Below are 23909 nucleotides of genomic sequence, written 5' to 3'. Positions count from 1 at the left end.
ATTAGAATCAACTGTATAACAGCCCCATATTTTCAACAGTATTTTTCATTTCTTCCCTAAAATTATCTGGGCCCAGAACCTCAGCAAATTCTCCTTGACTCAATAGCCACATCTTTATACCCTTACCAAACATTTTCGCTTCAATTATGTATTCGCCATTATTTTCTTTAATAATCTTAGCATTAGGTAATCTATCTAATACAGCCTCTATAGAACCACCTTTAAATCTAAACTTTATTCGTTCTAATTCTCCAGACTGCATAAATTGTATTAGTTTTCTAAACTCTCCATCTTCAAATCTCTTACTGTGATCTACCTTATAGTTTTTATCTGTAGTAATAAGCTCCCTAATCCTATCTACTCTAAAGATAGTAGGATATTCGTCGCTTCTTCCCTCTATAAAACCTATAAGATAAAAATAGTATTCGGAAAACATAAGCCCTTGTGGATATATAATTCTCTTTGACATTTCTTCTTGCATCTTTCCATCTATACCAAGCTTGCAGTATCCTATTTCTAATATTTTTTGCTTTTTAATTGCATCGCTTATTTGCCATAGCTTGTCTAGAAGTTCTGTACCATGTCGCGGTGAAACGTAATTCACTAATTCATTTCCTATAATAAACTTAATATTTTCTTTACCTTTACATACACAATTATTAATCAGATTATTCATCATACCTTTTATCTCATTTTTTACAAAGCCTCTACTTTCTAACAAAACTTTAGAGATTGCTAGTACTTCTTTTTCATTTAGAGTTTTGCTATGCTTTCCTTTTAGGATATATCCATCTTTCTCTGCTATAACTTCTTCTCCTATTAACTCTCCATTAGAATCTTTAGATTCTTCAGAAACAAAATCTTTAATTTCTTTTATATATCTATAAAAAGTTCTTTCATTAATTTTAAATTTGTTTAATACATCATCCTTTGTAACTACTTTCCCATCTTTTAATTCATTATAAATAAATAACAACACATATGATTTAGATTCTTCCATATTAAATACGTTAACCTTTCCTATTTTACCATTTATATTATATTATTACACATTTCTCCTTAAAATTCATCTTTTTTTAGTTTATTCTTGTACATTTCTGCATCAGCCTCTTTTATTAAATCATTAATAGACATTTTCTTTTTTATTTCCTGCTTATATTCATAAAATCCATAACTTAAACTTAAATTATAAGTGGTATTATTTTCATTAAATCCATCTACCTTTTTACAGATTTTATGCCATATATTATTTACTTCTTTCATAGTTGTTTTTGGGAAAACTATCAAAAATTCATCTCCTCCCATCCTGATTATGAAATCAGTTTTTCTTATACTCTCTTTTAGAATATTTGTTACATTTATTAACAAGTTGTCCCCTTCTTCATGACCAAAAGTATCATTTACAATCTTTAATCTATCTACATCAACAAAGCAGACTACAATATTTTTCCCATTGCTTTTTGATGAGTAAAACTCGTCACTTAACACTTCTAAGCCTGCTCTTCTATTTAATACTCCAGTCATCACATCTGTATTTGCATAATAACTTAATTTTTCTTTTTCTAAATACAGTTTCTTTAAAATGTTATCCTTTTGTATCAAAATTTTGATAAGAGTTTCTTTGTCCGTATTTTCATACTTCACTTAACATCCCTGCCTCAATATTTCTATCTTGTAAACTTTTCTTTAATTATACTTTGTTATACTGACATTAACTGTCAGTATGAATTTAAAAAAAGAAAATTTTCATAACATAAAAAAAGCCTATACCTTTAGATATAGATTTTTTCAAATTATAAAATAAAACATAATATAATTTGCTTATTAATTTCTCTATTATTTCAATGTGATGAGTGTGTTGAATAAATTTATTAAGTCATAACTTAGATATTTTTTGTGACCCTTTTTCATTAAGAATAAATTAAATCTTAAATCAAAGTAAAAGAGGCAATAATCTTTTCCTTGATTACTGCCTCATAAAAAATAATTTAATTAATTCCATATTCTTCTGCACGTTCTAATAATTCAAGTATAGATAATTCTAAACTTTCTTCTGCATTTTTTAATACTTCAGGAGTAAATCTTACAAATTTTAAATTATGGTCTTCAACTTCATCAATTTCAATATCTACATCTGTTCTTTTAGGATAAAATATCAATACTCTCATAACTGGTCTAATAGAATTTTTATATTTAGACCCTTTTTCTCCTTCTTTTATAAATAAATATCGTGTTGAGCAATTGTCTCCATAAGCTGTTAATTGTTTTATAACATTTGAATTCATTTCTCTTTGATATCTAGTATAATTTACAGCCCAAAGACCTTTTCTATCTCTATATTTAAACTCTAAAATTATACTTCCTATATAAACATCTCTTTTATAAACATCTATTCTTCCATCTGGTTGTCTATTGCTTGAAGTAATATATAATGGTGTATTATATATTGATGTTTCACTACTATAATTTGGTATACTATCATCATATGTTAAATTCATATAAATATCATCTTTTTTAAATGAAAGCCTTGTGCTTGATTCTAATTCAGGTATTAAAACTTTATTAGATTCAATAGTTTGATTAAACAACCACCCACTATCTATTCTAAATCCAAGTTTCTCTCCTATAACAATTCGGCTTATCTTTACAAAGCACCACATTTCATATAATTTGTCTGTTCTTTTCCATTGAAATGCAAATTTATTATCTAAAGTTATAGTGAAGTCATTTCCCTTTAATTGTTGATATAATTTATAAATTAGATTATACCTTGAGTCGAAAAATAGTGTATGTGGAAGATTAATTCCAATTCTGTTTGATACACTTTTGAACCATTCAACAGAATTTAATATATTAATTGCATTTTTCATTTTTCTGGCTAAATCCATCAAATTTATTACATATTCAATAGTCCTTTCCTCATCCTTTATTTTATTTTCATTATTTTTATATCTTTTTAATTTTTTTATGTTGATTTTCTTTTTATATATAAAATTTTCACTAACCTCAATAAATTCTTTTAAAAATATACCAATTTCAATCACTATTTTTTTTATCCATTGATTCTCAGGCAGATCATAATCCAATTCAATTGTTGGTTGCTTTAAAAATCCTTCTTCTAAATTTCCTTCTAAATGATTTCTTATAGTTATCTCATCAATAGATTTAACCTCATCTTCTCTTACAGTTTTATATATTTTTTTTATTTTATAATTTGGTTTAATTTTCAAATCTTCTAAAGCTGCCATTACACTAAAAAATTTATTTTCTATAATCAAAAATTTGTACAAATCTATAGGCAAATCCTCTATAAAAACTTCGCCAATTGATATATTTTTTTTAATTAATTCAAATGCAAGTCCATTAATTTCTTCTTCTAGATCTTCCTTAACTACTTCTAATTCTTTTTCTGTAAATAATTTAGGTTCTACTTTCATTTTAGAGTAAAACTTTTTATTATGTATTTCAACAATCATCCTAAATGTTCCCGGTATTAATGGAAAATTATCAACAGTATATAGGTCAATTAAATTATTAGAAGGTTCTATATATACCTGACCATCTATATCTTCTTTTGCAATATCATTATTAAGTGTCTCTATTCCATCCATATAAAGTTTGGCATTACTATCTTCACATGTGAATAGTAATTTAGTAACAACATTCTCCTTTATTACTATTGCATCTTCTAAGTTATAGAAATCCATTTCCTTTTCAAAAAATTTAGCTTGTTGTGGACTATTATTTTGTGTAATTTCTATAAAAAATTCATTATTATTTTTATATTGTATATCCATAAATTTTCAACTCTTTCGCCTTTTGCTTTATGCAATTCTTAGACTTACTAAAATCTGATATTTCCTTGTATTCATCAAATTTATCAATAAGTATACTATTACTTACATTGTCATCATTTTTATTATAAGTGCCCACCAAATCCTGCAATTGCTCTTGTGAGCCTCTAATTTTAGTTAAAACTCTTTGTAATATCTGCAAATCAAATGCTTCTTCTCTAGTTAAAATGCTATCACTTGGAATATTTTTTAAATACAAATCAATCTGCCTTACTATTCTAAAACCTACTCCTAAATTTTTATTAGTCTTATTTATCTCTATATTTAATATATTTAATAAGTCTAATTCTTTCTCCTTTAATGTAACTTCCGATTGAATTACTTTATATTGATTATATTCAGTAAACATAATTTCATTACATCTTATCTGCTTTTCAAATTTTACATCTTTTATCTTATTAAGATCTTGTGATCCTAATGTAATAACATTTGCTCTATCCAAAACTTTATCCGAGAAATGATATGTTGATTCATCTATATTAACTGTTCCTGCAAATAAAATATTATCTCGTATTGTAATCTGTGATGGATACTTATCTGCATTATATAATTTATTTTCTAAGTCGTTATTATATAATGTAACTTTTCTTTTTGTTGAGTCCATCTCCAAAATAGATAAAAATTGTGCAAAATAGTATTCAACCCTAGCTAAGTTCATTTCATCAAAGCAAACAATGTAAATCTTATCAATATTCTTATCTGCTTGTACTAATGTATCAATTAAACTTGTATCACCAGGCTTATATATATTATGAATAGAATCTACATAACCTAATAAATCTCTATCATCACACCACGATGGTCTAACTGGTATTATATTCAGTTGAGAAGAATCTAATCCTAGCGCTTCACCATACATCTGCACTAATTTACTTTTACCTGTTCCGCTCATTCCTGACAATATAACCAAGTTAGAAGATTTCATAGCTGTATGAAAATTAATTAAATCCTTTTCGTCATATATCAATCCAGCATCTTTAGTTCTTTTTACGAAGTTATTAATAAAAACTTTTTCTTCTACCTTCTCTTCTTCATCTTCTTCTAAATTTACTTTCGTTTCCTCTGCATCCTCTTCAAATGTTATTCCATGATCTATTAATCGTTCCATCTCTAAATAGACATCCGTACCAACAAATAATATATTTCTAATTTCTGGGCTTTGAATTATATTCAAAAAAAGCTCTTGATTTATATCCGAATGTTTTAAATATTCAAATTCAAATTTAATTTTTCCTCTCGAATAAACATGACTATTAAAACTTCCAATCACCTTCATATCTTGTTCATCTTTCCAAGCAATTATTGATGGTGTATCGGATACTTCATTAGAAATTCCATCTAACTGATCTATAAATTCCTTCCTACTAACCGAATTTAAAAACTCCTCAAATTTCCTGTAAAGATTATTTGCAGTAAATAATGGTACCGGAATATATGTAGAATTATTTTTATAATTGATAGGTTTTACTACTTGCTTTACATCTCTAACTACAAAATTTTCTCCTTTTTGGACTGGTTTAAATATTAATAATCTTTTTGACAAAAAGTTTTTTAATCTGTAAACTCTCTCTTCCTCTGAAAGTGTTATATCATCTTCAAAGTCACAATCTTGTATATCAGATGTATATACTGTAAAATATCTATTATTAGGGAAGCTCTCAGGTTGATCTGATATTAATTTTATCGCAAATTGTAGAGAATTATACTTATTTATAAAAACACTATCTTTCCAAGCTCCTCCATACATTTCTTCGGCTTCTGCTAAAGTTCCTACCATATATATATCCCAATTTCTATTCATCTATTTAATTCTCCCTTTTCAAATATTCTCTTAATTTTTTATATGATATAAATTCTTTAATCTTATTTGAGTCAATTTTCTCTTCAATATTTATTTTATCTAAATAAGATATATCATACGATAATACCCAAACCTCATTGCAATTATTAATTATATCTTTAAAATTTTCTAATTTATCTATTTCTATTGTACAAATATCATAATTATCTATTTCTTTTATTTCTTTTGAATATATTTCTCCAAAAACTACCACTTTCTTTGTTTCCTTTTTCCGTCTTTCCTGTTCAATCTTTTCCAAAAGATTCAACTTACTTTTTAACTTGTTATTAGCGTTTTCTAAAATCTCTATCTTAGCTCTTTTTTCATTTATATCTTTTTCTTGAGATGCGGTTATTACCTTAATCTCATCATATTTCTTTTTAATACTATAAAATTCACTTTGATACTTTTCATTTTCTTTAATATTGATTTGATTTTCTTTTTTTACTTTTTCATTTTCTTCTTGTAACATTGTTTTTTCTTTTTTTAAACTCTTTATATCAGATGTCATTTTTTTATTATTATCCTCTAATGTTGCTCGTTTTTTTTCTAGTTCAAGAACTTTCTTTTTTAAAACATCCATATCTTTATTTAATTTTTCTATCTGTTCACTATAATCATTATTTATTAATTTCTCGTTATTTTTATCTTCTCTAAGTTGCGCTTTTTCTACTTGATTATCTTCTAATAATATATCCTTAATTGTTGCTAAATCAGTTTCACGGCCTCCTATCTTTAATTTATTACTACTGCTAAAAGATAGAATTTGCCCTAATAATTTAGCCATCTTAATCTTATCTTCTTTGCTCATAATATCTAAACTACTAGCTTCTTCTATTTCCAATTCTATATTTTCTTTAGAAACATTGCTAAAATATTCATTAATCAAAGCTTTATATTCAACGTTTGATAGCTCTTTAATTATTAGCTTTTTGGGAGGTGTCATAACCCCATTTTTATATTGTATTGTTCTAAATCCTTTTATTTTTAACTTAACATTCTTAGCAATATTTATTAAATTTTCATTACTTATTATTTCTAACAAGTAACTTACCATTTTGTCATCCACTTTAACTCCCCCTCATTATACAATTATATATACTTTTTCTATATTTTTCTACAATATCAACTTTATTCATAAATAAATGCTAATTAAAATCCCAAAAAGCAAATATCATAGAATATATACTTTGCTGCCTTCTCATATTATATGGATATATTATTTCTATGACTAACTCAATTAAAATTAATCATTTTATCCAAACTCACTTTCATCAATCTCTCACTTGCCTCGAGTAGTACCTTCGCAATTTATCTTTTCCAAACTAATACTTCTGACCTGCTATCTCCCCTATGTTAATATAAATTCCACATAAAGCTTTATGTCTTTTGTTTCTCCTCTTTCATTATCTTGATCGTCTATTTTATATCATTCATCACAACTATAGCTATTACCATTATCAATCCTTCGCACTTCCTTTATAATAATTTTTCTTCTCTAAATTATTCTTATATATACGTTATATAGATTTTAACCATATATACTATATGTAGAGGTTAATTTAACATTAAACACAATATATGTAAAATAATTCATTGATTTTATAGATCTTATGTATGAAGGAGGTTTATATGGATTTTAATTATATCGAAACTTTAGTTACTAGGTGCAAGGATAATGACGAAGGCGCAAAAGAAAAATTAGCTGAAGAATTTAGACCATTAATTTATAATATCTCAAAGAGAACTTTCATTGATGGATATAACTCATATGATATTATTCAGGAATGCTATCAATCACTTTTTAAGTCTATCTCTATGTATAACTTAGACAAGCATAGATTCGTTGCTTATGCTACCAATGCCATTAAAAATAATATAAATGATTTGATTAAGAGAATTAAAACCAGAAGCTCTACTGAAGGTAATAAAGCTCTAAGCTTGCATGATAATTTTGAAAAGGACATCCCGTCACAAGAAATCTCTCCTGAAACTTCATTATGTGAGATGTGTGATTACGAAGACTTAAGACTAGCTCTAAAAAATTTAACTAAAGATGAGAAAGAACTTATAGATTTTGTATTCTTTAAGAATTATACAGTTCTGGATTATGCCCATATAAAAAACATGTGCTATTCTACTGCTATTGTAAGAAAGAAAAACATTCTAAGAAAAATCCACAATAATATTTCATTTTATTATTAAAGCAAAACGTCCAACAGCTCCAAGGTTATTTTTTTATCCTTGGAGCTATTATTGTATAAAGAATTATTTCTCTAATTTATTCTTCTATTTATTTTTTACATTTTAAACTTCTTCATTGAAGTTATCTTATATTAATAGATTTTTCATTTATAAATCGTCTTTTAATAAACAATGTTGTAAATAAAATTCATGTGAAATACCTTGTTCATATCCTATTGATACTAAATAATCTTCAATAGATTCTTCTAAATTCTTTTCCTTGGGTAACATCTATTTTTCCCCCTCCATAATTTTGTACACCTGAAATCTCACTTTATACTAAAATTATACAATATACAGCTTATCTTTTACATAATTTACTTGTATTTATTATTCTTAAGACAAAAAACAGATAAGATTTTATTAAATTCATCTCATCTGTTCTCATTGCTTCTATATTAATCTAGGATTTCCATTTTAAGGTGCCTGAGTAATCTCAATTTCTTTTCCTTTGAATACAATTGCAAGCTTTATTATATTTTTTACTCCACGGCTTTCAAGCTCCTGTGAATATTTCATGTCTTCTATTTGCTTTAAGGCTGCCTTGCTTCCCTCTTCTATTGTTGTCTTTAAAAAATCATCTATTTTCTTAAATTCAATGACAATTCCTATTTTAGAAATGTCCTTTGGAATTAGCATAACATCGTATCGTCCATATCCACTTTCTTTATTAGATTTAACTTCATATTTATCCGAAAGTGATATCAGCATTCCAAGTACAAAAGCATGATAAACCCGTTCTGGTTCAGTTCCTGATACATCAAAGTAACTTAAATTATTTATTACAAACTGCTTAAATATTCCCGAAAATATTTCTATTTCACCATTTATAAGCATATTTAACATCAGTTCATATTTTTCATTAGTCATAGTTTCATTAAACCACTTTTTAATTAAATTTTCATAAAATATATGAACTTCTTCATTAGGAATTTTAAGTTCACAGTTTAATCTACCTCTTATATTTTTTGTCTTTACAGCTTTTAAATACCCGCTTAAAAGCAAAAAACTCCAAATATTATCATTAGAATCTTCAACTTCTGACATTACTATACTGTCATCAATCACCTTATTTATAGATTTTCCTTCAATAAGATCTTCTAGTTCAAGTTTCATGTTTTTATCGCCTTTAATTAATAATTTTTTAATCAAATCATTGTTGCTACTATTAATCCAATACGGCATAAAGCCTTCTTTAATATTTTTTAAATAATTCAATACTGACCATGGATTATAAACTACTTCTCCAGCAAAAACATATCCATTATACCATTTCTTAATATTTTCAATCTTTTCCACTGCCTCATAATAATTAGCTAAATCAAAAACTTCATTTTCTGTAAAACCAAATTTATCATTAAAATTATATCTTAAAATAGTATTTACCTCTAAATTATTAAGTCCTGAAAAAATACTTTCTTTTGCAACTCTAAGTATTCCTGTTATTAGTGATTTTTCAACATATGGATTATCTTTAAGTGCTGAAGTTAATAAATTTCTTATTGATACAATCATATTATCGTAGTAACCACGCAAATATCCTTCTTGAATTGGCACATCATATTCATCTATAAATAGCATTACCTTTTTGCCATAATGCTTATTCATATATCCCATAAGATTGCTTATGCCCTCATATAAAACACCTATTGAAGCTTTTCTTGAAATCATTTCTTTAAAATCATTTTTATCAAATTCTGATAACTTATTACTATCTAACAAATACTCATGTTCTTTATATAAGTTAGATAATAGCACCTTAATTCCATCTTGAAAGTCTTCAAATGAAATATGTTTTTGATTTTTAAAAGTAATAAAAATAACTGGATACTGCCCTTGAAGCTTCATTATCTCTTTTTCATTTTCTATTTTTAAGTTTTTAAATAAATCTTTGGTATCATCTTTGGTTCTTATATCAAAAAAATATCTTAACATACTTAAATTCAGGGTTTTTCCAAACCTTCTTGGTCTTGGTGTTAAGATAATTTTTGCTCCATTTTCTATAAATTCTTTTATTAATAAACTCTTATCTACAAAAAAATTATTTCCTTCTATTAATTCTTTAAAATCAGATGCTCCAATCTGTATATTTTTTCTCATTTTATTACCCCTTTTCTCCTCACCAATTTCCTCTTGCTATATACTATTTTTATTATATCCAATTTTATATATTATTAAAAGAAGTAATCACGAGACTAATAAAAACACTAAAGCGATTTTTTATTCTTTATTTCCTAATATATTTTCCTTATTCAGTTAAATACGTAGAGACGTCATCAAGAAACTTATCTTCATCTTTAGTTACCTCCGCTACTGTTATCCCATCGCAAGAAATCTCTCCTGAAACTTCATTATGTGAAATGTGTGATTATGAGGACTTAAGGCTAGCTCTAAAAAATTTAACTAAAGATGGGAAAGAACTTATAGATTTTGTATTCTTTAAAAATTATACAGTTCTGGATTATGCCCATATAAAAAATATGTGTTATTCTACTGCTATTGTAAGAAAGAAAAATATTCTAAGGAAAATTCACAATAATATTTCATTTTATTATTAAAGCTAAACGTCTAACAGCTTCAAGGTTAATTTTTTTATCCTTGGAGCTGTTATTATTACAATGTGATTTATATTATATTCCAATAGTTTTAAATATTAAATATACACTTTATTCAAAACTAAAATTATTTATAACCTCAGTAGTTTCTTCCACATAGCTATCAACCACTTCATCAATTCCATCACAAATATATCTAAGACTACACCCCTGACATTTATCTAGTATCCCATTCTCTAACAAAGAACATTTTAACTCATCCTGAAAAGTAGAATTTCTAATTGCTAAAGCTGTAAATGAAATTAAAAAGCATTCATCCAGACATTAGCATATGTGTCAGCACAATAGTTGATATTGCTATAGATTATTACCATAATCACATTGTAAATGAAGGCGGTACTCAATAGAAAACAAATTAATGGATTAAGGGCTTCAACAATAAACTTAATACCATAATATCAACAAAGCTTGGAATGTGAATTTTTATTTTCTCCTTAAATTAAGTTTAATTTATTCATCTTTTTTATCTCACGATATATAAAAATTAAAGATATCATTGCAGCAAGAAAATCAGCTAATGGAACAGATACAAAAATACCAGTGATTTTAAGAAATATTGGAATTATTAAAATTAATGGTATTAGAAACAAAAATGGTTTCATTATTGATAAAAATAATGCAGGCTTAGGTTTTCCAATATACTGAAAAAAGCTTGAAGCAATTACTTGAACACCTACTAAAGGACTCATAAATATCATTGCTCTTAAAATAGGAACTGTCAGTACTATTAATCCATTATCAGATGTAAAAGCACCCGCTATTTTATTTGTAAAACCAATAATTATAATTAAAAATGCCAATGAAATTATAACTGATGCTAAAATTGCAAGCTTTAAGCTTTGTTTTACTCTATCGAATTTTTTAGCACCATAATTAAATCCTATAATAGGCTGAAGGGCTTGTCTAATTCCATACATAGTAATGGTAATAAACCCGAATACACGATTATATATACCAATTGCAGAAACATATAAGTCAGATCCGCCATAAACTTTTAATGAATTATTTAATACTATGGCTAGAATTCCATAAGCCAGTTGAGTCATAAACGTAGATAATCCTAAGGAAATGGCTTCCTTTAATAACTTTATATTAATTGTTAAATTTTTAACTTTCACCCCTAAAATTTTGCTATTCAAACAGATGTATACTAGTAAAAATATGAAACATATTATTTGCGAAATGTCTGTAGCAATGGCAGCTCCTTTTATACCATATTGAAGTCTTGTAACCAATATATAATCTAATGGAATATTAATTACAGGTCCTATTATCATGCTTATCATAGCAATATTAGCATGTCCTTCTGATTGTATGATGCTATTAGCAACAATACTAAAAACGAAAAAAACACTGCAATACAAAGTAATTCTAAAGAATGTTACAGCATAAGGTAGTATATTTTCTAAGGAACCAAAGATATATAACATAGGTCTTATGAAAACGAGTCCTATAACCATAATTAAAATTCCTAATAAAACAGAGGATGTTAATGCGGTCCCCACAGCCTTTTCTGCTCTTAGTTTATCTCCTGCTCCAAGACTTCTAGAAGTTATAGAAGCAATTCCAACTCCTATCATTTGAGAAAGCGCCAGTATTATTTGCTGAATAGGAAAGACTATAGTTAAAGCTGCAATTCCTAAGCTACCATTAGGCTGATTACCTATAAAAATTGCATCAATAATGTTATATAATACATTAGCTAAAAATACACTTATAGCAGGAATAGAAAACTTAAAGAGTAATTTTTTGATACTACCTTCCAGAATAAAATTTTCAAGTTCAGTCATATTATTACCTCCTCTTACTTTTCTTTATTATAACAATCCGCGTAAAAGATTTTTTGACCTATCTTGCTGTTATCGGAATAAAAAGATATGCATCAATATTTTTTTGATTAGGTACAAAACCATTGGGATAAAACTCATATGCGTAATTATCGCATGGGACATACAATTCATCATTAAGTAAGCTAAACCAGTTTCTCTGTATCTGAATCTGTATCTTTTCGATTATATTTGTTAAGGAATATACTGCATAATCATTCTCCGGTATATATTTATGTACTAATTCAGCATCTTTCCTGTCAATCTGACTAAAATATCGACTATCAATTCCAGCGATAAAATCGAACTCATACCCCCTCACTTCTTCATTTTTACAAAAATCCAATCCGTAAACCCCATCAATTTGATTATATATTTTATCCAATTGCACTTTTTGAGCAGTTTGATTAAAAATACGTGCAACATCATGTTTTTTATTATCCCCATGATACAATAATCCTGTTATCTCAAAAGAATTTTTATGTATTATTTCATATTCTGTTGCTGTTCCATATGACATCACCCTCTCGATGTCTTCCTGTGTAATTGAATATTTATATAAATTTAAATATTCAATCTTATTGTTACGATAATCCTTTGGTGTAATACCAAAATATGCCTTAAACATACGGGTAAAACTTTCCTGAGAACTATATCCACACATTATAGCTATATTCAATATACTATCTCTTGTCTCTAATAAGCTCATCGCTGCAATTGTAAGCCTACGCTTCATTTGATAATCTCCAATATTCTCTCCCAACACTGCTTTGAATAATCTAGCATAGTGAAATTTAGAAAAATTAAACTGCTTCGCAAGTTGTTCTAATGAAACTCCCTCCAGCAAGTGTTTTTCTAAATATTCAATTGCATCCAAAACATAATTCTTTGTATTCATAACATCACCTCATAGATTTTTCTTAATTACTTGATCTAAGCTTATATGACATAAAGCTTAAAGCTACCAATGTTGCCTTTTCTAGATTTGATGGATATAATTACCCTATCTTAGAGAAAAAAAAGTACCTATGTTTTTCGCAGAATAGTACTAGAATATCATATCATTATTATACTACAATTTTTCATTATTTTTCCTATATTTTCCCAAACTGCAATTTACTGTTTTAATAATATACATGTTAATCAAATTTCAAAACTGTTTTCATTATCCCAAGCCCTCCCCCATCAAATGTAATGTAATCACAATAAGTAACCTACGTTTATTGAAAAAATAACCATCGCTATCAATCCAAAGGCTATAATAAATATTACAGATCCATCTATTTTTTACAAAAGTCTTCTCTCTTTTTTAATTCAATTCTTATTTCACTCCTAATCATTTAACAAACACACTCTATAATTTTATTACGCGATTAAAATTTTTCTCCACTAATATTTAAGACGTATTTTCCTATCTTAAACCACATAAAAATCGAACTTTTTTAAGCCAACAGCCTTCAAACCCGCATTATTCCAGCATATTCTTCAGACTATTAGAATATCAGAATATATATTCTAGTATTCTGAAGAATAAATATGGTGGAGAATATATATTCTTTACCATATAAGAATATTGACTAAATGTTTTGAGCTTGTTTTAAATATCTCTCTAAATTTTACAAAGCCTTATGAAAATTCTTGCGCCCTATTGCTTAGTAGCTTAGTACATTCATATATCCATTAAAAGGAGGTGGATATATATGCAGGTAACTGATTTAATTAATCTTATGGTTAACAATAGCTTTGCTATAGCTGTAGCAGCATATTTGCTAATACGCTTAGAAAGACAAATTGATAACTTATCCTCATCAATTAATAGGTTAAATACTATAATATCAGCTAAACTTGGAGTAGCTATTGATACTGATAGTCCTAATGATGATTCTCATAACGTAGCTTAAGAAAAATGCAATAAACATTATAAAGTGCCCTCCAAATATTAAATATGAGTGTATCATATGTCTAACATTGGGGGGGAACTTCATTAATTTTCAATGTTTATTGCATTTAAACTTGTTTAATTATATCCTATTAATCTATTCTTCCAGATTAAGTTCAAATTCATCATTTGTATCTTTAATGTCACCATACTTAAGTAATTTATCCAATATAAGTGAAGCCTTATGCGCCATCGGTCATCCAAATGAAGGATTAGTCTAATGCCTTGTTACAGCTTGCACCTTTTTCATTTATGATGCAGCTAATTATTATTCAAACTCATCCATATTGGCTGTCACTATTCCCTCTGCGCCTTGCCCTTTATCTATTTTTCCAAACCTTTTTAATGAAGAATCATATTCATCTTTAGAAACTTCCTGTCCATTTACATAATAAGTTGCATCTCCATTTATAAATCTACCTGCATTATCCCAACATGAATATACTTCTTTGCATTTACTATTTTCTAATTTATATCCTCTGGCATAATTATTTCCTTGATTTCCACCACAAATAAAAAATACTTTCTCTGAACTACTATATCCATAATAATCACCATGAGAATTTTCTATTTGTTCTACATTAACATTTCCATTATCATATGTAACTACAAATAATGATTCCCCAGCTAATCCCAAACCACACTCTGAGTTAAATAACATCTCTGAAGTACCATCTTGATTTATATCCAAAATTATAGGGTTATATATTGAAGTTGTATTTGTAGTTTTTTTAATCCAATCTTTATCACTTAATAAACTCTCATATTTCTTTATTTCTTCTGAAGGCTCATTAATATATGCTCCATTTGAATTTAAATAGTATCCATCAATAATTATGTCATGCAGCATATAACCATCATAATCAAAATAATACCATTTTCCATCTATTAAGCTCCAACAATTTTTAGCATATGAATTACCTTCTGTATACCACTAACCTTTAGAATCGCTTTTCCACTGCGCACTTGCACCTATTGGATTTAATGCTAATACTGAAGCTACTATTAATGCACTTGCAATCATTTTTTTCATATAAATTATTCCCCTTTTTATCACTTCATTAATACTCTAAACTTTATAGCTAGTCCTAAATCACTACTTACTTAAATCTTCTAAAAGTGGTGCAACTTTACTTTGACCTTCACTATCTAACTTTTCATATAATTTTTCAAGTGCATTATAATATTCATCTTTAGAAACACTTTTGTTATTTGTATAATCTTCTTCACTTATAAAATAACCTTTATGTGGGCCACCAGTATGATCTTTGGTAGAATCGTAGTAAAAATATACTTCTTTCAATTTATTATCCTCTAACTTATATCCTCTAATCACTTTACTTCCATAACAGTAACTATAGACAAAAAATACATTATCTGATTTACTATAGCCAGAATATTCAGGATAACTATCATTAGGATCACTTAGTATGCTGATATCTCCTTTGTTATAATTCACTATCTTTAATGAAAATTGAGATTGATTTGTTACTACCATTTCTTTAATACCATCATTATTTAAATCTATAACTATTCCTCTTAGTGGAGCATTTACTTCTATCATACTATTAGCAGTAAACCCTCTCTGCCATTTCATGCCGTTAGTTATTCTATCGTACCAATCATCACTTTTAATTATTTTTGCATATTCTTTTATTTCTTCAGATGGATTATTTACATAAACTCCATTAGAATCCACATAATAACCTTCTACAATTTCATCATGCTTCATATACCCAGTATCATAATCAAAGTGATACCATTTACCGTTTATATCCTTCCATCCCTTAGACCAGCTGCTTCCTTCTGAATCCCACCAGCCTTTAGAATCTTGTTTCCACTGTGCACTTGCTCCTATTGGATTTAATGCTAATACTGAAACTGTAATTAATGAACTTGCTATTATTTTTGTTAACTTTAATCTTTTCATGAATTATCCTCCTTACTCACGTTAACCTTCTTTTATAATAAAGTCAGGTTTCTATTTTAATATAACTTAAAACTTAGATTTAATGCCGTAAAAGCAACTATATATCCACTAGGACTTAATTAGATATGTTTGTAATATAGTATTGTAAGATTAGTCAGTATATTTAAAATTCTTTATTCTCTCCTTATTACTCCATTCCACCAAATTTCTCCCACCATCTAGTTCATAAACCTTATTATTATCCTTGTCAATAAAAATTGTGCTAGGCTCATAATCTTGTGGAGTTTCTATAAGTTTAAAACAAATACCATCATTTATATGAAAATCTTTATACCAATCAATACTCATGTTTTTCCCGGATGAATTAACTTTTACTTCCTGATTAGATTTAATATCCATCTTTTCATAAATTAATTTCTTATATTGTTCAACTTCATCTTTTGTTACACCTTCTACCCATTCTCCATATATTCCAATAACATATCCATCAATTACTGTATCTTTCGCCATCTCACCATTACTATAGCAATAATACCAATTATCATAATATTTATTTCTATCATTTATCCATCCAGTTTTCATATAACCATTAGAATCAAAATAATAACTTTTTCCATCTATCTGTGTCAATCCTTTAGCATATGAGCTACCTTCTGAGTACCACCAACCTGTAGAATTTTTTCTCCACTGCGCACTTGCTCCTATTGGGTTTAATGCCAATACTGAAAGCGCAATTAATGAACCTGCTATTATTTTTGTTAATTTTGTAGTTTTCATTAATTATTTCCCCTTTAACATCATTATTTTGTTTTCTTACTTAATTATTACATGGATAACTAAGTAACAGTCTGTCCATTTTCATAATAACCAAGCTTTCCATATACACCTTCATCATCCATGCATGAATATACTTTTTCAAAAATGATTATTCTTTAATTTCAAATCAACAAAATCCGATATCTAATCAAAGTAGCCAAATTTGACATCATCTGATTTTAAATATTTTTTAATATTTTCTTGAAAATCTTTTTCTTCTTCCTTTGAATCCATTATATAAATTTTCTTTAAATTATTTAATTTTTCAAAAGCAGAAAAATCAGTTACTTGATCAAAACTCATTGCTAAGTTTTCTAAATTATTGCAATTAGTTAAATAATTATATAACCCTGTTTATATAGTTCACACTTTAAACTGGTACGCATACACCATCTTCTCCTGCACGATATCCATCTTTAGTACAATTAGTCATCATATCTCCACTCACATAGAAATAGTACCATTTTCCATCTATTAGTTGCCATCCTTTTGCCCATGCATTATCTATCCTATACCTCCAATTATCAAAAAGAGCATTCTGTTTTTTTACCCATCCGCTTGTAGGCATTTGAGTTAGTGCTCCATCTGCTCCAACATAATATTCATCAGGATAATCAACTATTATTGAATTAGATTTCATAATTCCATTTGCACCAAAGCTATACCACTTTCCGTCTATTTGCTTCCAACTACTCCCTCGCTCTGGTGTAGCTACTGCTGGAGAGCCATCTGAATTGAAATAATACCAATTTCCATCTATCTTTTGCCACCCAGTAGCCCAAGAATCACCTATTCTATACCATCGATTGTATGTATATGAATTTTTTACACTTATCCATTCTCCTTTTTTATCTGACTTTGTATTCTCAATTACTTTCCCTGATTGCTTGCTTACTGTTTCTGCTTGAGCTTCTAATGGCATTAATGTGATTAGTGAAGATGCTAATAATAAATTAGCTATTATCTTTGTTAATTTCATAGTTTTCATTAATTATTCCCCTTTACTCATACAATACTTTACATTTACTCACTTTTTATATCATTCAGTTAATCTCAATTTTTCATCACTTATTCTCTTAATTCTTGCATTTACTATTGAATCCAAGCACCATCAGCACCTAATTGATATCCAGCTATTGTTGTATCATGTGCCATTTCTCCATTACTATAGCAATAATACCATTTGCCATTATCATAAATCCAACCAGTTTGAACTATTCCATTTTTAAAGTAGTACCAATATGGATAATTCGCATCTTGAGACCAGCCATTAGTCCCGAACCATCCATGTTGCCCACTATAGTTACCTCCACAAAACTCAAATTCTGCATATATATTTCCATCCTTTAATACAGTTAAACTTCCACCACCAGTACCTCTATATTCGTTATAAATACATTTTGAATTTAATCCATAATAATAATGATTTTTAATGTATTGTTTATTTTTGAAATTATATATTTTTTCATCTATAAGATTAATCTTAGTATCTTCGTAATCGAAATGTTTTTTTACTGTTGTTTCCTCTTCAAATTCAAGATCGTCTGTCGTTAGACTTAGACCATTTTCAAGAGTAGGATTAATCCCTCGTACTATTTCAGCTTTTGCTTTTTCAATATTAACGTTATCTTCTGCATTAGCATAAATCGAATTAGATACTGCTAAAGACATTGCTATAATTGTTAAAGATATTGTTTTTACTAAATTATTTTTAATCATTATTATTTCTCCCCTGTTACGAATTTACTCAACGCTAAAAAGTATTGAGTAAATCTTACTTAGATTTAAACTCTATAAAAAATGCTATCAATAAATTACCAAATAAAAATACTTACATTAATTAGTGTATCTAAATTTACTTAGATAGAGTTTTTATTTTAGCTCTATATTGATTAGTTAATTGCTGAGCCATATCTATTCCTTGTGGAAAAGTACTTTCATTTACCGTATACGCTATAACAACCAACTTATCAGCAGAATCAAAATAAAATCTAATATTAAATCTTGTTATTCCTTCATAATATGAATATGTTACACATTTTTTCTCAGGATCTGACTTCCAATCCGCATACATGTAAAGCATATCACCGCTTGTTACATTTTTAATTTCTGTATTTCCATAAGCAACTAATACTTCACTTAATGAACTACCAATTTTAATTCCTTTGCTTGTTTGACTTTTATCTTTCCCATACTCAGAATCTTTTTGACTTAAATAACATCCCCAGCCTTTTACGTAATCATTAGCATAAAACCAATCAATTATATTTTTATATCCTTTTAATGAATTAGTTGTATCAGTTCCTTCAAAATTAAAATCTTCCCTTGATAATGTTCCTGTACCAGTTTTAATTACTGCTCCACTAGCATCTAATGTATTACCATCAACTATAGTATTAGCTTGCATATAGCCACTATAATCAAAATTATAGTATTTTCCATCTATATTTCTCCAACCTATAGCCCAAGAATCATCTCCTTCTGAATACCACCAACCAGTATTATCTTTCCTCCACTCTGCACTTGCTCCTATTGGATTTAATGCTAATACCGAAACTGCTATTAATGAACTTGCTATTATTTTTGTTAATTTTACTTTTCCCATTGATTATTTCCCCCTTGATAATTGTTTTTATATTTTTGTTTTCATTATTTAGATACTTGAACTTACTATTTGGTTTTATTATTTTAATATTTTATTTGCATTTTTTAATACGACGGTGTACATAAAGTTTTCCATTATTGCCTATGGTGGTAATTTCTAGATTTAATTCCCCTTTTAATCCACTATTATCTATTATCTCTACTGTTGTATTTCCTTCCTTCAATGGATTAATTTCTATTTGCTTTTTATCTGGTTCATTAATAATTCCAACAATATTTTCATCATATCCGCTAACTTTAGTAATAGTTCCGTCTGTAAAAACTTTTGATGCAATAAATTTATCTCCTTCTTTAGATTCAGTATATATTGAAAGACATTCATCCATCTTTTCTAATTTTATATTGCCTTGTTTTCCATTCACATCAGTTATTTTAATATCTTCTTGTCCATTTCCAACATTTGCTTTAATATCTTCGCCTTCAGTTTCATCATAATCTGTTCTTATTATTTCTACACAGCTATAGTCAGGAAGATTATTTGCTATTGCTATGTCACCATCAAGAATATCTACTGAACTAACGCCATCCTCCATTTTTAATTCGCTATATGTAATATAAAAATGTTCCCTTTTATCTATTGGTTCAGGTTTTGTATTTGCATATATTACACCTGCTATTGCAACTGTTGCACTAACCCCTGCTATAGCTGATTTAATTCCAAAAACTTTTTTAGTCATTTTTGCTGTCCCACTGATTTTGTTTGATAAACTTGCATTAGAAATTTGATGTACAGTTCCAATTACAGAACTTCCACTTATACCATTAACTATATCTTTCAGTAGTATATTAGCTTTATCTAAAGAAATTTGTTCAATTCCTAGCTGATTTTGGAGAAGTAATAATAATACTGGTACTCCTGTTCCATATAATTTGGTTCCTTTTTTCTCCCAGGTATCTACTTCTGCTTTAATCTTCTTTCGTGCATAATTTAATCTGCTTTTAACTGTTCCTTCTGAACATTCCATATCTTCTGCTACTTCTGATAATGATAATTCATCAAAATAGTATAAATACACTGCTGTTTTTTGTTCTATGGGCAAATTATCAATTATATCTTTTATTATTTTTTGCTTTTCTTTACTATCTAAAATTTCTTGCGGTAAGAATTCTTCATCTTCCTCAAATTGAGTTTCAAACAAGTCTTTTCCTTCTTCTGACAATAAAATTTCTTTCTTATTCTTTTCAAAGTATCTGTTCGCTTTATTAATTGCTATCCTATTTATCCAACTTTTAATAGCATATGGATCTTTTATAGTTCCTATTTTGCTATTTACAGTCAAGTATGTTTCCTGCATTAAATCAAAACTTGTATGTTCATTTTTGGTGTAACTGTAAAGTAAGTTATATACTTGTTTATTAGTTTCATTATAAATAATTTCAAATGCACTAATATCCCCTTCCCTAAGTTTTCAGCATAATGTGCCAATTCATTATTGTTCATAGATATATTTCCCCCATTAATTATGGTATTTTACATAATTTATTACATTTTACTATATATATTTCACTAGTGGTACATATTTTATTAATTGTATAAATTATATTAATTGATATATATAACTTATCTCATTTATTTTTACTTCTCTTTAGCCTGACTAATTATTTTATTGTAGATAATTCTTTTTGACTCATATGATAAGCTTTCAGAAAATATTAAATTTTGGAGAAGTATAGTTATAATTAACTTTTTTTCTTTATTATAATTATCCATTTTAATGCTCCCTTTTATGGTGTTGTTTTATTTTCACTATTTAGATACCTAGAAATCTAATATGGTTTTATATAAATAGAATTTTTATTATTTTCGTCTTATAAATTCCTCAGCTTCCCTTATACTTAAAATTTTTGCTCAAACCACAAATAATTTTCATCTACTTATGTAATAACTAAAATTTATCCATATATCCTTTATGAAAATAAAGTAAAGGAGGTAATGAAACATGGCTGTAACTAAAACTATTGACTCTGTTTCTCTTAGTATTGAAGTTCAAAAGGCTCTAGATAAAGCTGGGGACCCAATTTATACCAAGAAAACTTTCTCAGGTATAAAAACAGATGCTACACCTGAAAATGTCTATGCTATTGCAGATGCAATTAAAGGTGTATTAGAAGCTAACACTAGAGATTACTTTATTAATGAATCTTCTAGTTTAGCAAATGCTTAAGCAGATAAGTGAGCATCCAAATGTTTTATTTGGATATTCTAACTTAGTTAACTCTTGAATATGAGTTAACTTCCTCAAATCTTTTGTGCGAATCGCTTACTCCTACGACACTAGGAGTAGGAGTTTCCGTTCCTTAGCTCTTCTCTAAACAGAAAGGTGGTGAATTAAATGGAATATACTTTAGCTATGACTTTTTTAACTTCTGCTGGTGAAAAAAGCACTTTAAGTGTTTCTGGTGTTAAAACTACTCTTACAAAAGATGAAGTTAACGCACTTATGGACACTATAATTTCAAAAAATGTTTTTAAAACTAAGGCTGGAGATCTAGTTAAGAAATCCGGTGCTCAGGTTACTCAAAGACAAGTTACTAAATATGAAGTAGCTTAAAAATAAGGACTACAATAAGATTGATATTTTTTATCTTATTGCAGTCCTTAAATTTATGAAACCTCTTAAGAGTTAAGGTGTATTTTTACAAGTTTGTTCTATTTCTTCATATCACGAGCCTGTCTTAGAAACATACAAAAGTAATTAGCTTCTGTCTGTATGACTCCAAATCTATATTTATTATAAGCCAAATAAATGAATTCGCTATCCTTATTCTGACTATCCAATTGCCCTAAATTCAGCGTTATTTATATCCGGATATTCTGAATTTATTTTAACCAAATCATTTTCGAGTAAGTTAACTTTATTTTTCAAAACGCTGATTAGGTTATTTTTATCTTTTATTTTTTCTTTAGTTTTGTTTTGAATTTCATTTAATACATCTATCTTTTGCTGCAATTCTGAAAATAAAGCACTTTCTTCCTTAAAGTATTGGCTTTGTTTTGCTTCTTCAACTAATAATTTTTCCATATTTATCATGTTCATTTCATTTACAAGCTTTGAAGATTGTCCCTTCCACATATCTAAACTAAATATGCTTTTTAAGGTTCCTACCTTGTTTTTAGTTTCATCTATTTCTTTTTGAACCATTTCCAATTTATTTATAGTGCTGCTATACTCCGCATATGAATTTAGATATACTTTTTTATCAGAGCTTAACACAATATCTTTAAATTTATAATTATATTTTGCATGTTCTTCCCATAATGTATTAATAGCCCTAGACACTTGTTCTGATTTAGCAGCAAGTTCATCTCTTTCTTTTGTATAATTATTTAAGATATTTTCCTGCAATCTTTTTTGTAGGGTAATTTTATCAAAATTCCCTTTTTCTCTTTTCCATAATTCAATCATAGTATCATAGTTATCAAAGTTTATTTTTGTTTTTTCTATAGCTACATTAGTAATTATGGTTTGCATTATAAATAAAGGTACTAACTCTAATTGCTGTTTTTTATGTTGAGTAAGCAAAAATCCTCCATTTACAATAAAAAGTATTACCATAAAAGGCCCGCTGAAAAAGCTTAATAATGATGAAGCCCCAGTATATACCCCATATGAAAAAGTTGTTCCTAGTAAATGTGAAATTCCGAAAATTATACTTGAAACTGCACTAAATGCTGAAAATCCCCCAACAGTTATAGTAGTAGATAAAAATACAAAGGGAGCTGATCTTATAGCTGCTTTAACTGTACTTTCAGAAGTGCTTTTTAAATGTAACTCGTCATAAATTTCTTTTTTAGCTTTTTCACTTAACCTTTGAAAATTATTATAAATGTTATCAATTAATTCCTGCTGTACTTTTATATCTCCACTATCATATTTATTTTTAAAATCCTCTAGTACTTTTTCTAAATAATATGTACCTATGGCTTCTAACTTTGAGCCTCCACTTTTGAAATCTTTTTTTCCTTCTAATATTGAATATCCTGCATTTACTATTTCATCTAAAGTTTCAACAAAACTTCTTCTTTCATAAATGTTTTTATATTCAATATCAGTTAATTTAATTAATCTATAATAAATTTTTAATCTTACTTCCTCATCTGATAAATGATTCAATTCCCGCGCTTTTTTATGTATAAATTCCATGAACTTATCTTCATTAGATTGTGATAGTAATTCCTT

24 protein-coding genes and 1 pseudogene are annotated in these 23909 nt (G+C 27.5%); 5 read left to right on the top strand and 20 right to left on the bottom strand.

Annotated elements, in window-relative coordinates:
* Positions 1-7 precede the first annotated feature (7 nt).
* The 5 genes from ACJDTP_RS19435 to ACJDTP_RS19415 form a co-directional block, all read right to left on the bottom strand.
* Complete coding sequence (locus tag ACJDTP_RS19435; protein ID WP_406762169.1) at positions 8-1000, bottom strand: helix-turn-helix transcriptional regulator; 993 nt, start codon at positions 998-1000, stop codon at positions 8-10.
* Between the two features lie 59 nt (positions 1001-1059).
* A complete protein-coding gene (locus ACJDTP_RS19430) occupies positions 1060-1644 on the bottom strand; it encodes a GGDEF domain-containing protein (protein ID WP_406762168.1) in 585 nt (194 codons plus the stop codon).
* A 344-nt stretch (positions 1645-1988) separates the two neighbouring features.
* Complete coding sequence (locus ACJDTP_RS19425; RefSeq protein WP_406762167.1) at positions 1989-3797, bottom strand: DUF2357 domain-containing protein; 1809 nt, start codon at positions 3795-3797, stop codon at positions 1989-1991.
* Positions 3781-5655 (bottom strand): McrB family protein, encoded by a 1875-nt coding sequence (locus ACJDTP_RS19420; RefSeq protein ID WP_406762166.1) that lies wholly within the window; start codon positions 5653-5655, stop codon positions 3781-3783. The genes ACJDTP_RS19425 and ACJDTP_RS19420 overlap by 17 nt, the downstream gene beginning before the upstream one ends.
* 4 nt (positions 5656-5659) lie before the next feature.
* Positions 5660-6763 (bottom strand): hypothetical protein, encoded by a 1104-nt coding sequence (locus ACJDTP_RS19415; RefSeq protein ID WP_406762165.1) that lies wholly within the window; start codon positions 6761-6763, stop codon positions 5660-5662.
* A gap of 563 nt (positions 6764-7326) precedes the next feature.
* Here ACJDTP_RS19415 and ACJDTP_RS19410 point away from each other — a divergent pair.
* Entirely contained in the window at positions 7327-7899 is a 573-nt protein-coding gene (locus ACJDTP_RS19410; RefSeq protein ID WP_406762164.1) for a sigma-70 family RNA polymerase sigma factor, read from the top strand.
* Between the two features lie 147 nt (positions 7900-8046).
* On the opposite strand, the gene ACJDTP_RS19405 is transcribed toward ACJDTP_RS19410, so the two are convergent.
* Both ACJDTP_RS19405 and ACJDTP_RS19400 read right to left on the bottom strand, forming a co-directional pair.
* Positions 8047-8169 (bottom strand): hypothetical protein, encoded by a 123-nt coding sequence (locus tag ACJDTP_RS19405; RefSeq protein WP_406762163.1) that lies wholly within the window; start codon positions 8167-8169, stop codon positions 8047-8049.
* A gap of 186 nt (positions 8170-8355) precedes the next feature.
* Complete coding sequence (locus ACJDTP_RS19400) at positions 8356-10038, bottom strand: AAA family ATPase (RefSeq protein ID WP_406762162.1); 1683 nt, start codon at positions 10036-10038, stop codon at positions 8356-8358.
* A gap of 221 nt (positions 10039-10259) precedes the next feature.
* Between ACJDTP_RS19400 and ACJDTP_RS19395 the strand changes: the two are divergent.
* Positions 10260-10496 (top strand): annotated as a pseudogene (locus ACJDTP_RS19395) (sigma-70 family RNA polymerase sigma factor); the annotation flags it as partial.
* A gap of 108 nt (positions 10497-10604) precedes the next feature.
* On the opposite strand, the gene ACJDTP_RS19390 reads toward ACJDTP_RS19395, so the two are convergent.
* The 3 genes from ACJDTP_RS19390 to ACJDTP_RS19380 all read right to left on the bottom strand — a co-directional run bounded on the left by ACJDTP_RS19390 (position 10605) and on the right by ACJDTP_RS19380 (position 13277).
* Positions 10605-10814, bottom strand: coding sequence for a hypothetical protein (locus ACJDTP_RS19390; RefSeq protein WP_406762183.1), 210 nt, complete (start codon positions 10812-10814; stop codon positions 10605-10607).
* A 173-nt stretch (positions 10815-10987) separates the two neighbouring features.
* A complete protein-coding gene (locus ACJDTP_RS19385) occupies positions 10988-12343 on the bottom strand; it encodes an MATE family efflux transporter (protein ID WP_406762161.1) in 1356 nt (451 codons plus the stop codon).
* 58 nt (positions 12344-12401) lie between these two features.
* A complete protein-coding gene (locus ACJDTP_RS19380; protein WP_406762160.1) occupies positions 12402-13277 on the bottom strand; it encodes a helix-turn-helix domain-containing protein in 876 nt (291 codons plus the stop codon).
* An 802-nt stretch (positions 13278-14079) separates the two neighbouring features.
* On the opposite strand from ACJDTP_RS19380, the gene ACJDTP_RS19375 reads away from it, so the two are divergent.
* A complete protein-coding gene (locus ACJDTP_RS19375) occupies positions 14080-14280 on the top strand; it encodes a YvrJ family protein (RefSeq protein ID WP_406762159.1) in 201 nt (66 codons plus the stop codon).
* Positions 14281-14586: 306 nt separating this feature from the next.
* Here the strand turns inward: ACJDTP_RS19375 and ACJDTP_RS19370 are convergent, their stop codons facing one another.
* From ACJDTP_RS19370 to ACJDTP_RS19330, 9 genes are all read right to left on the bottom strand, one after another.
* Positions 14587-15207, bottom strand: a complete 621-nt coding sequence (locus ACJDTP_RS19370) for a hypothetical protein (RefSeq protein WP_479723088.1) — start codon at positions 15205-15207, stop codon at positions 14587-14589.
* A gap of 207 nt (positions 15208-15414) precedes the next feature.
* Positions 15415-16248, bottom strand: coding sequence for a hypothetical protein (locus tag ACJDTP_RS19365; RefSeq protein ID WP_406762157.1), 834 nt, complete (start codon positions 16246-16248; stop codon positions 15415-15417).
* Positions 16249-16398: 150 nt separating this feature from the next.
* Positions 16399-17025, bottom strand: coding sequence for a hypothetical protein (locus tag ACJDTP_RS19360; RefSeq protein WP_406762156.1), 627 nt, complete (start codon positions 17023-17025; stop codon positions 16399-16401).
* A 183-nt stretch (positions 17026-17208) separates the two neighbouring features.
* Complete coding sequence (locus ACJDTP_RS19355) at positions 17209-17367, bottom strand: hypothetical protein (RefSeq protein ID WP_406762155.1); 159 nt, start codon at positions 17365-17367, stop codon at positions 17209-17211.
* Positions 17368-17434: 67 nt separating this feature from the next.
* Entirely contained in the window at positions 17435-18052 is a 618-nt protein-coding gene (locus tag ACJDTP_RS19350) for a hypothetical protein (protein WP_103698386.1), read from the bottom strand.
* A 104-nt stretch (positions 18053-18156) separates the two neighbouring features.
* Positions 18157-18783 (bottom strand): hypothetical protein, encoded by a 627-nt coding sequence (locus ACJDTP_RS19345; RefSeq protein ID WP_406762154.1) that lies wholly within the window; start codon positions 18781-18783, stop codon positions 18157-18159.
* A 136-nt stretch (positions 18784-18919) separates the two neighbouring features.
* The gene (locus tag ACJDTP_RS19340; protein ID WP_406762153.1) at positions 18920-19669 is read right to left on the bottom strand and encodes a hypothetical protein; all 750 of its coding nucleotides are present in this window, start codon (positions 19667-19669) and stop codon (positions 18920-18922) included.
* Positions 19670-19760: 91 nt separating this feature from the next.
* Positions 19761-21101 carry an RNA polymerase sigma factor gene (locus tag ACJDTP_RS19335; protein WP_406762182.1) on the bottom strand — a complete coding sequence of 447 codons (1341 nt, stop codon included), beginning with the start codon at positions 21099-21101 and terminating at the stop codon, positions 19761-19763.
* A 203-nt stretch (positions 21102-21304) separates the two neighbouring features.
* On the bottom strand, positions 21305-21439 hold the full coding sequence (locus ACJDTP_RS19330) for a hypothetical protein (RefSeq protein ID WP_406762152.1): 135 nt from the start codon (positions 21437-21439) through the stop codon (positions 21305-21307).
* Positions 21440-21668: 229 nt separating this feature from the next.
* Here ACJDTP_RS19330 and ACJDTP_RS19325 point away from each other — a divergent pair, with 229 nt between their 5' ends.
* On the top strand, positions 21669-21893 hold the full coding sequence (locus ACJDTP_RS19325) for a DUF1659 domain-containing protein (protein WP_039773565.1): 225 nt from the start codon (positions 21669-21671) through the stop codon (positions 21891-21893).
* 168 nt (positions 21894-22061) lie between these two features.
* Positions 22062-22280 (top strand): DUF2922 domain-containing protein, encoded by a 219-nt coding sequence (locus ACJDTP_RS19320; RefSeq protein WP_012059376.1) that lies wholly within the window; start codon positions 22062-22064, stop codon positions 22278-22280.
* 219 nt (positions 22281-22499) lie between these two features.
* On the opposite strand, the gene ACJDTP_RS19315 is transcribed toward ACJDTP_RS19320, so the two are convergent.
* Positions 22500-23873 (bottom strand): GumC domain-containing protein, encoded by a 1374-nt coding sequence (locus ACJDTP_RS19315; protein ID WP_406762151.1) that lies wholly within the window; start codon positions 23871-23873, stop codon positions 22500-22502.
* Positions 23874-23909 lie beyond the last annotated feature (36 nt).

Source organism: Candidatus Clostridium helianthi (assembly GCF_045310795.1).
Taxonomy (GTDB): Bacteria; Bacillota; Clostridia; order Clostridiales; family Clostridiaceae; genus Clostridium; species Clostridium helianthi.
The sequence above is the reverse complement of the archived record's forward strand: the minus strand, read 5'-3'. Positions and strand labels throughout refer to the sequence as shown.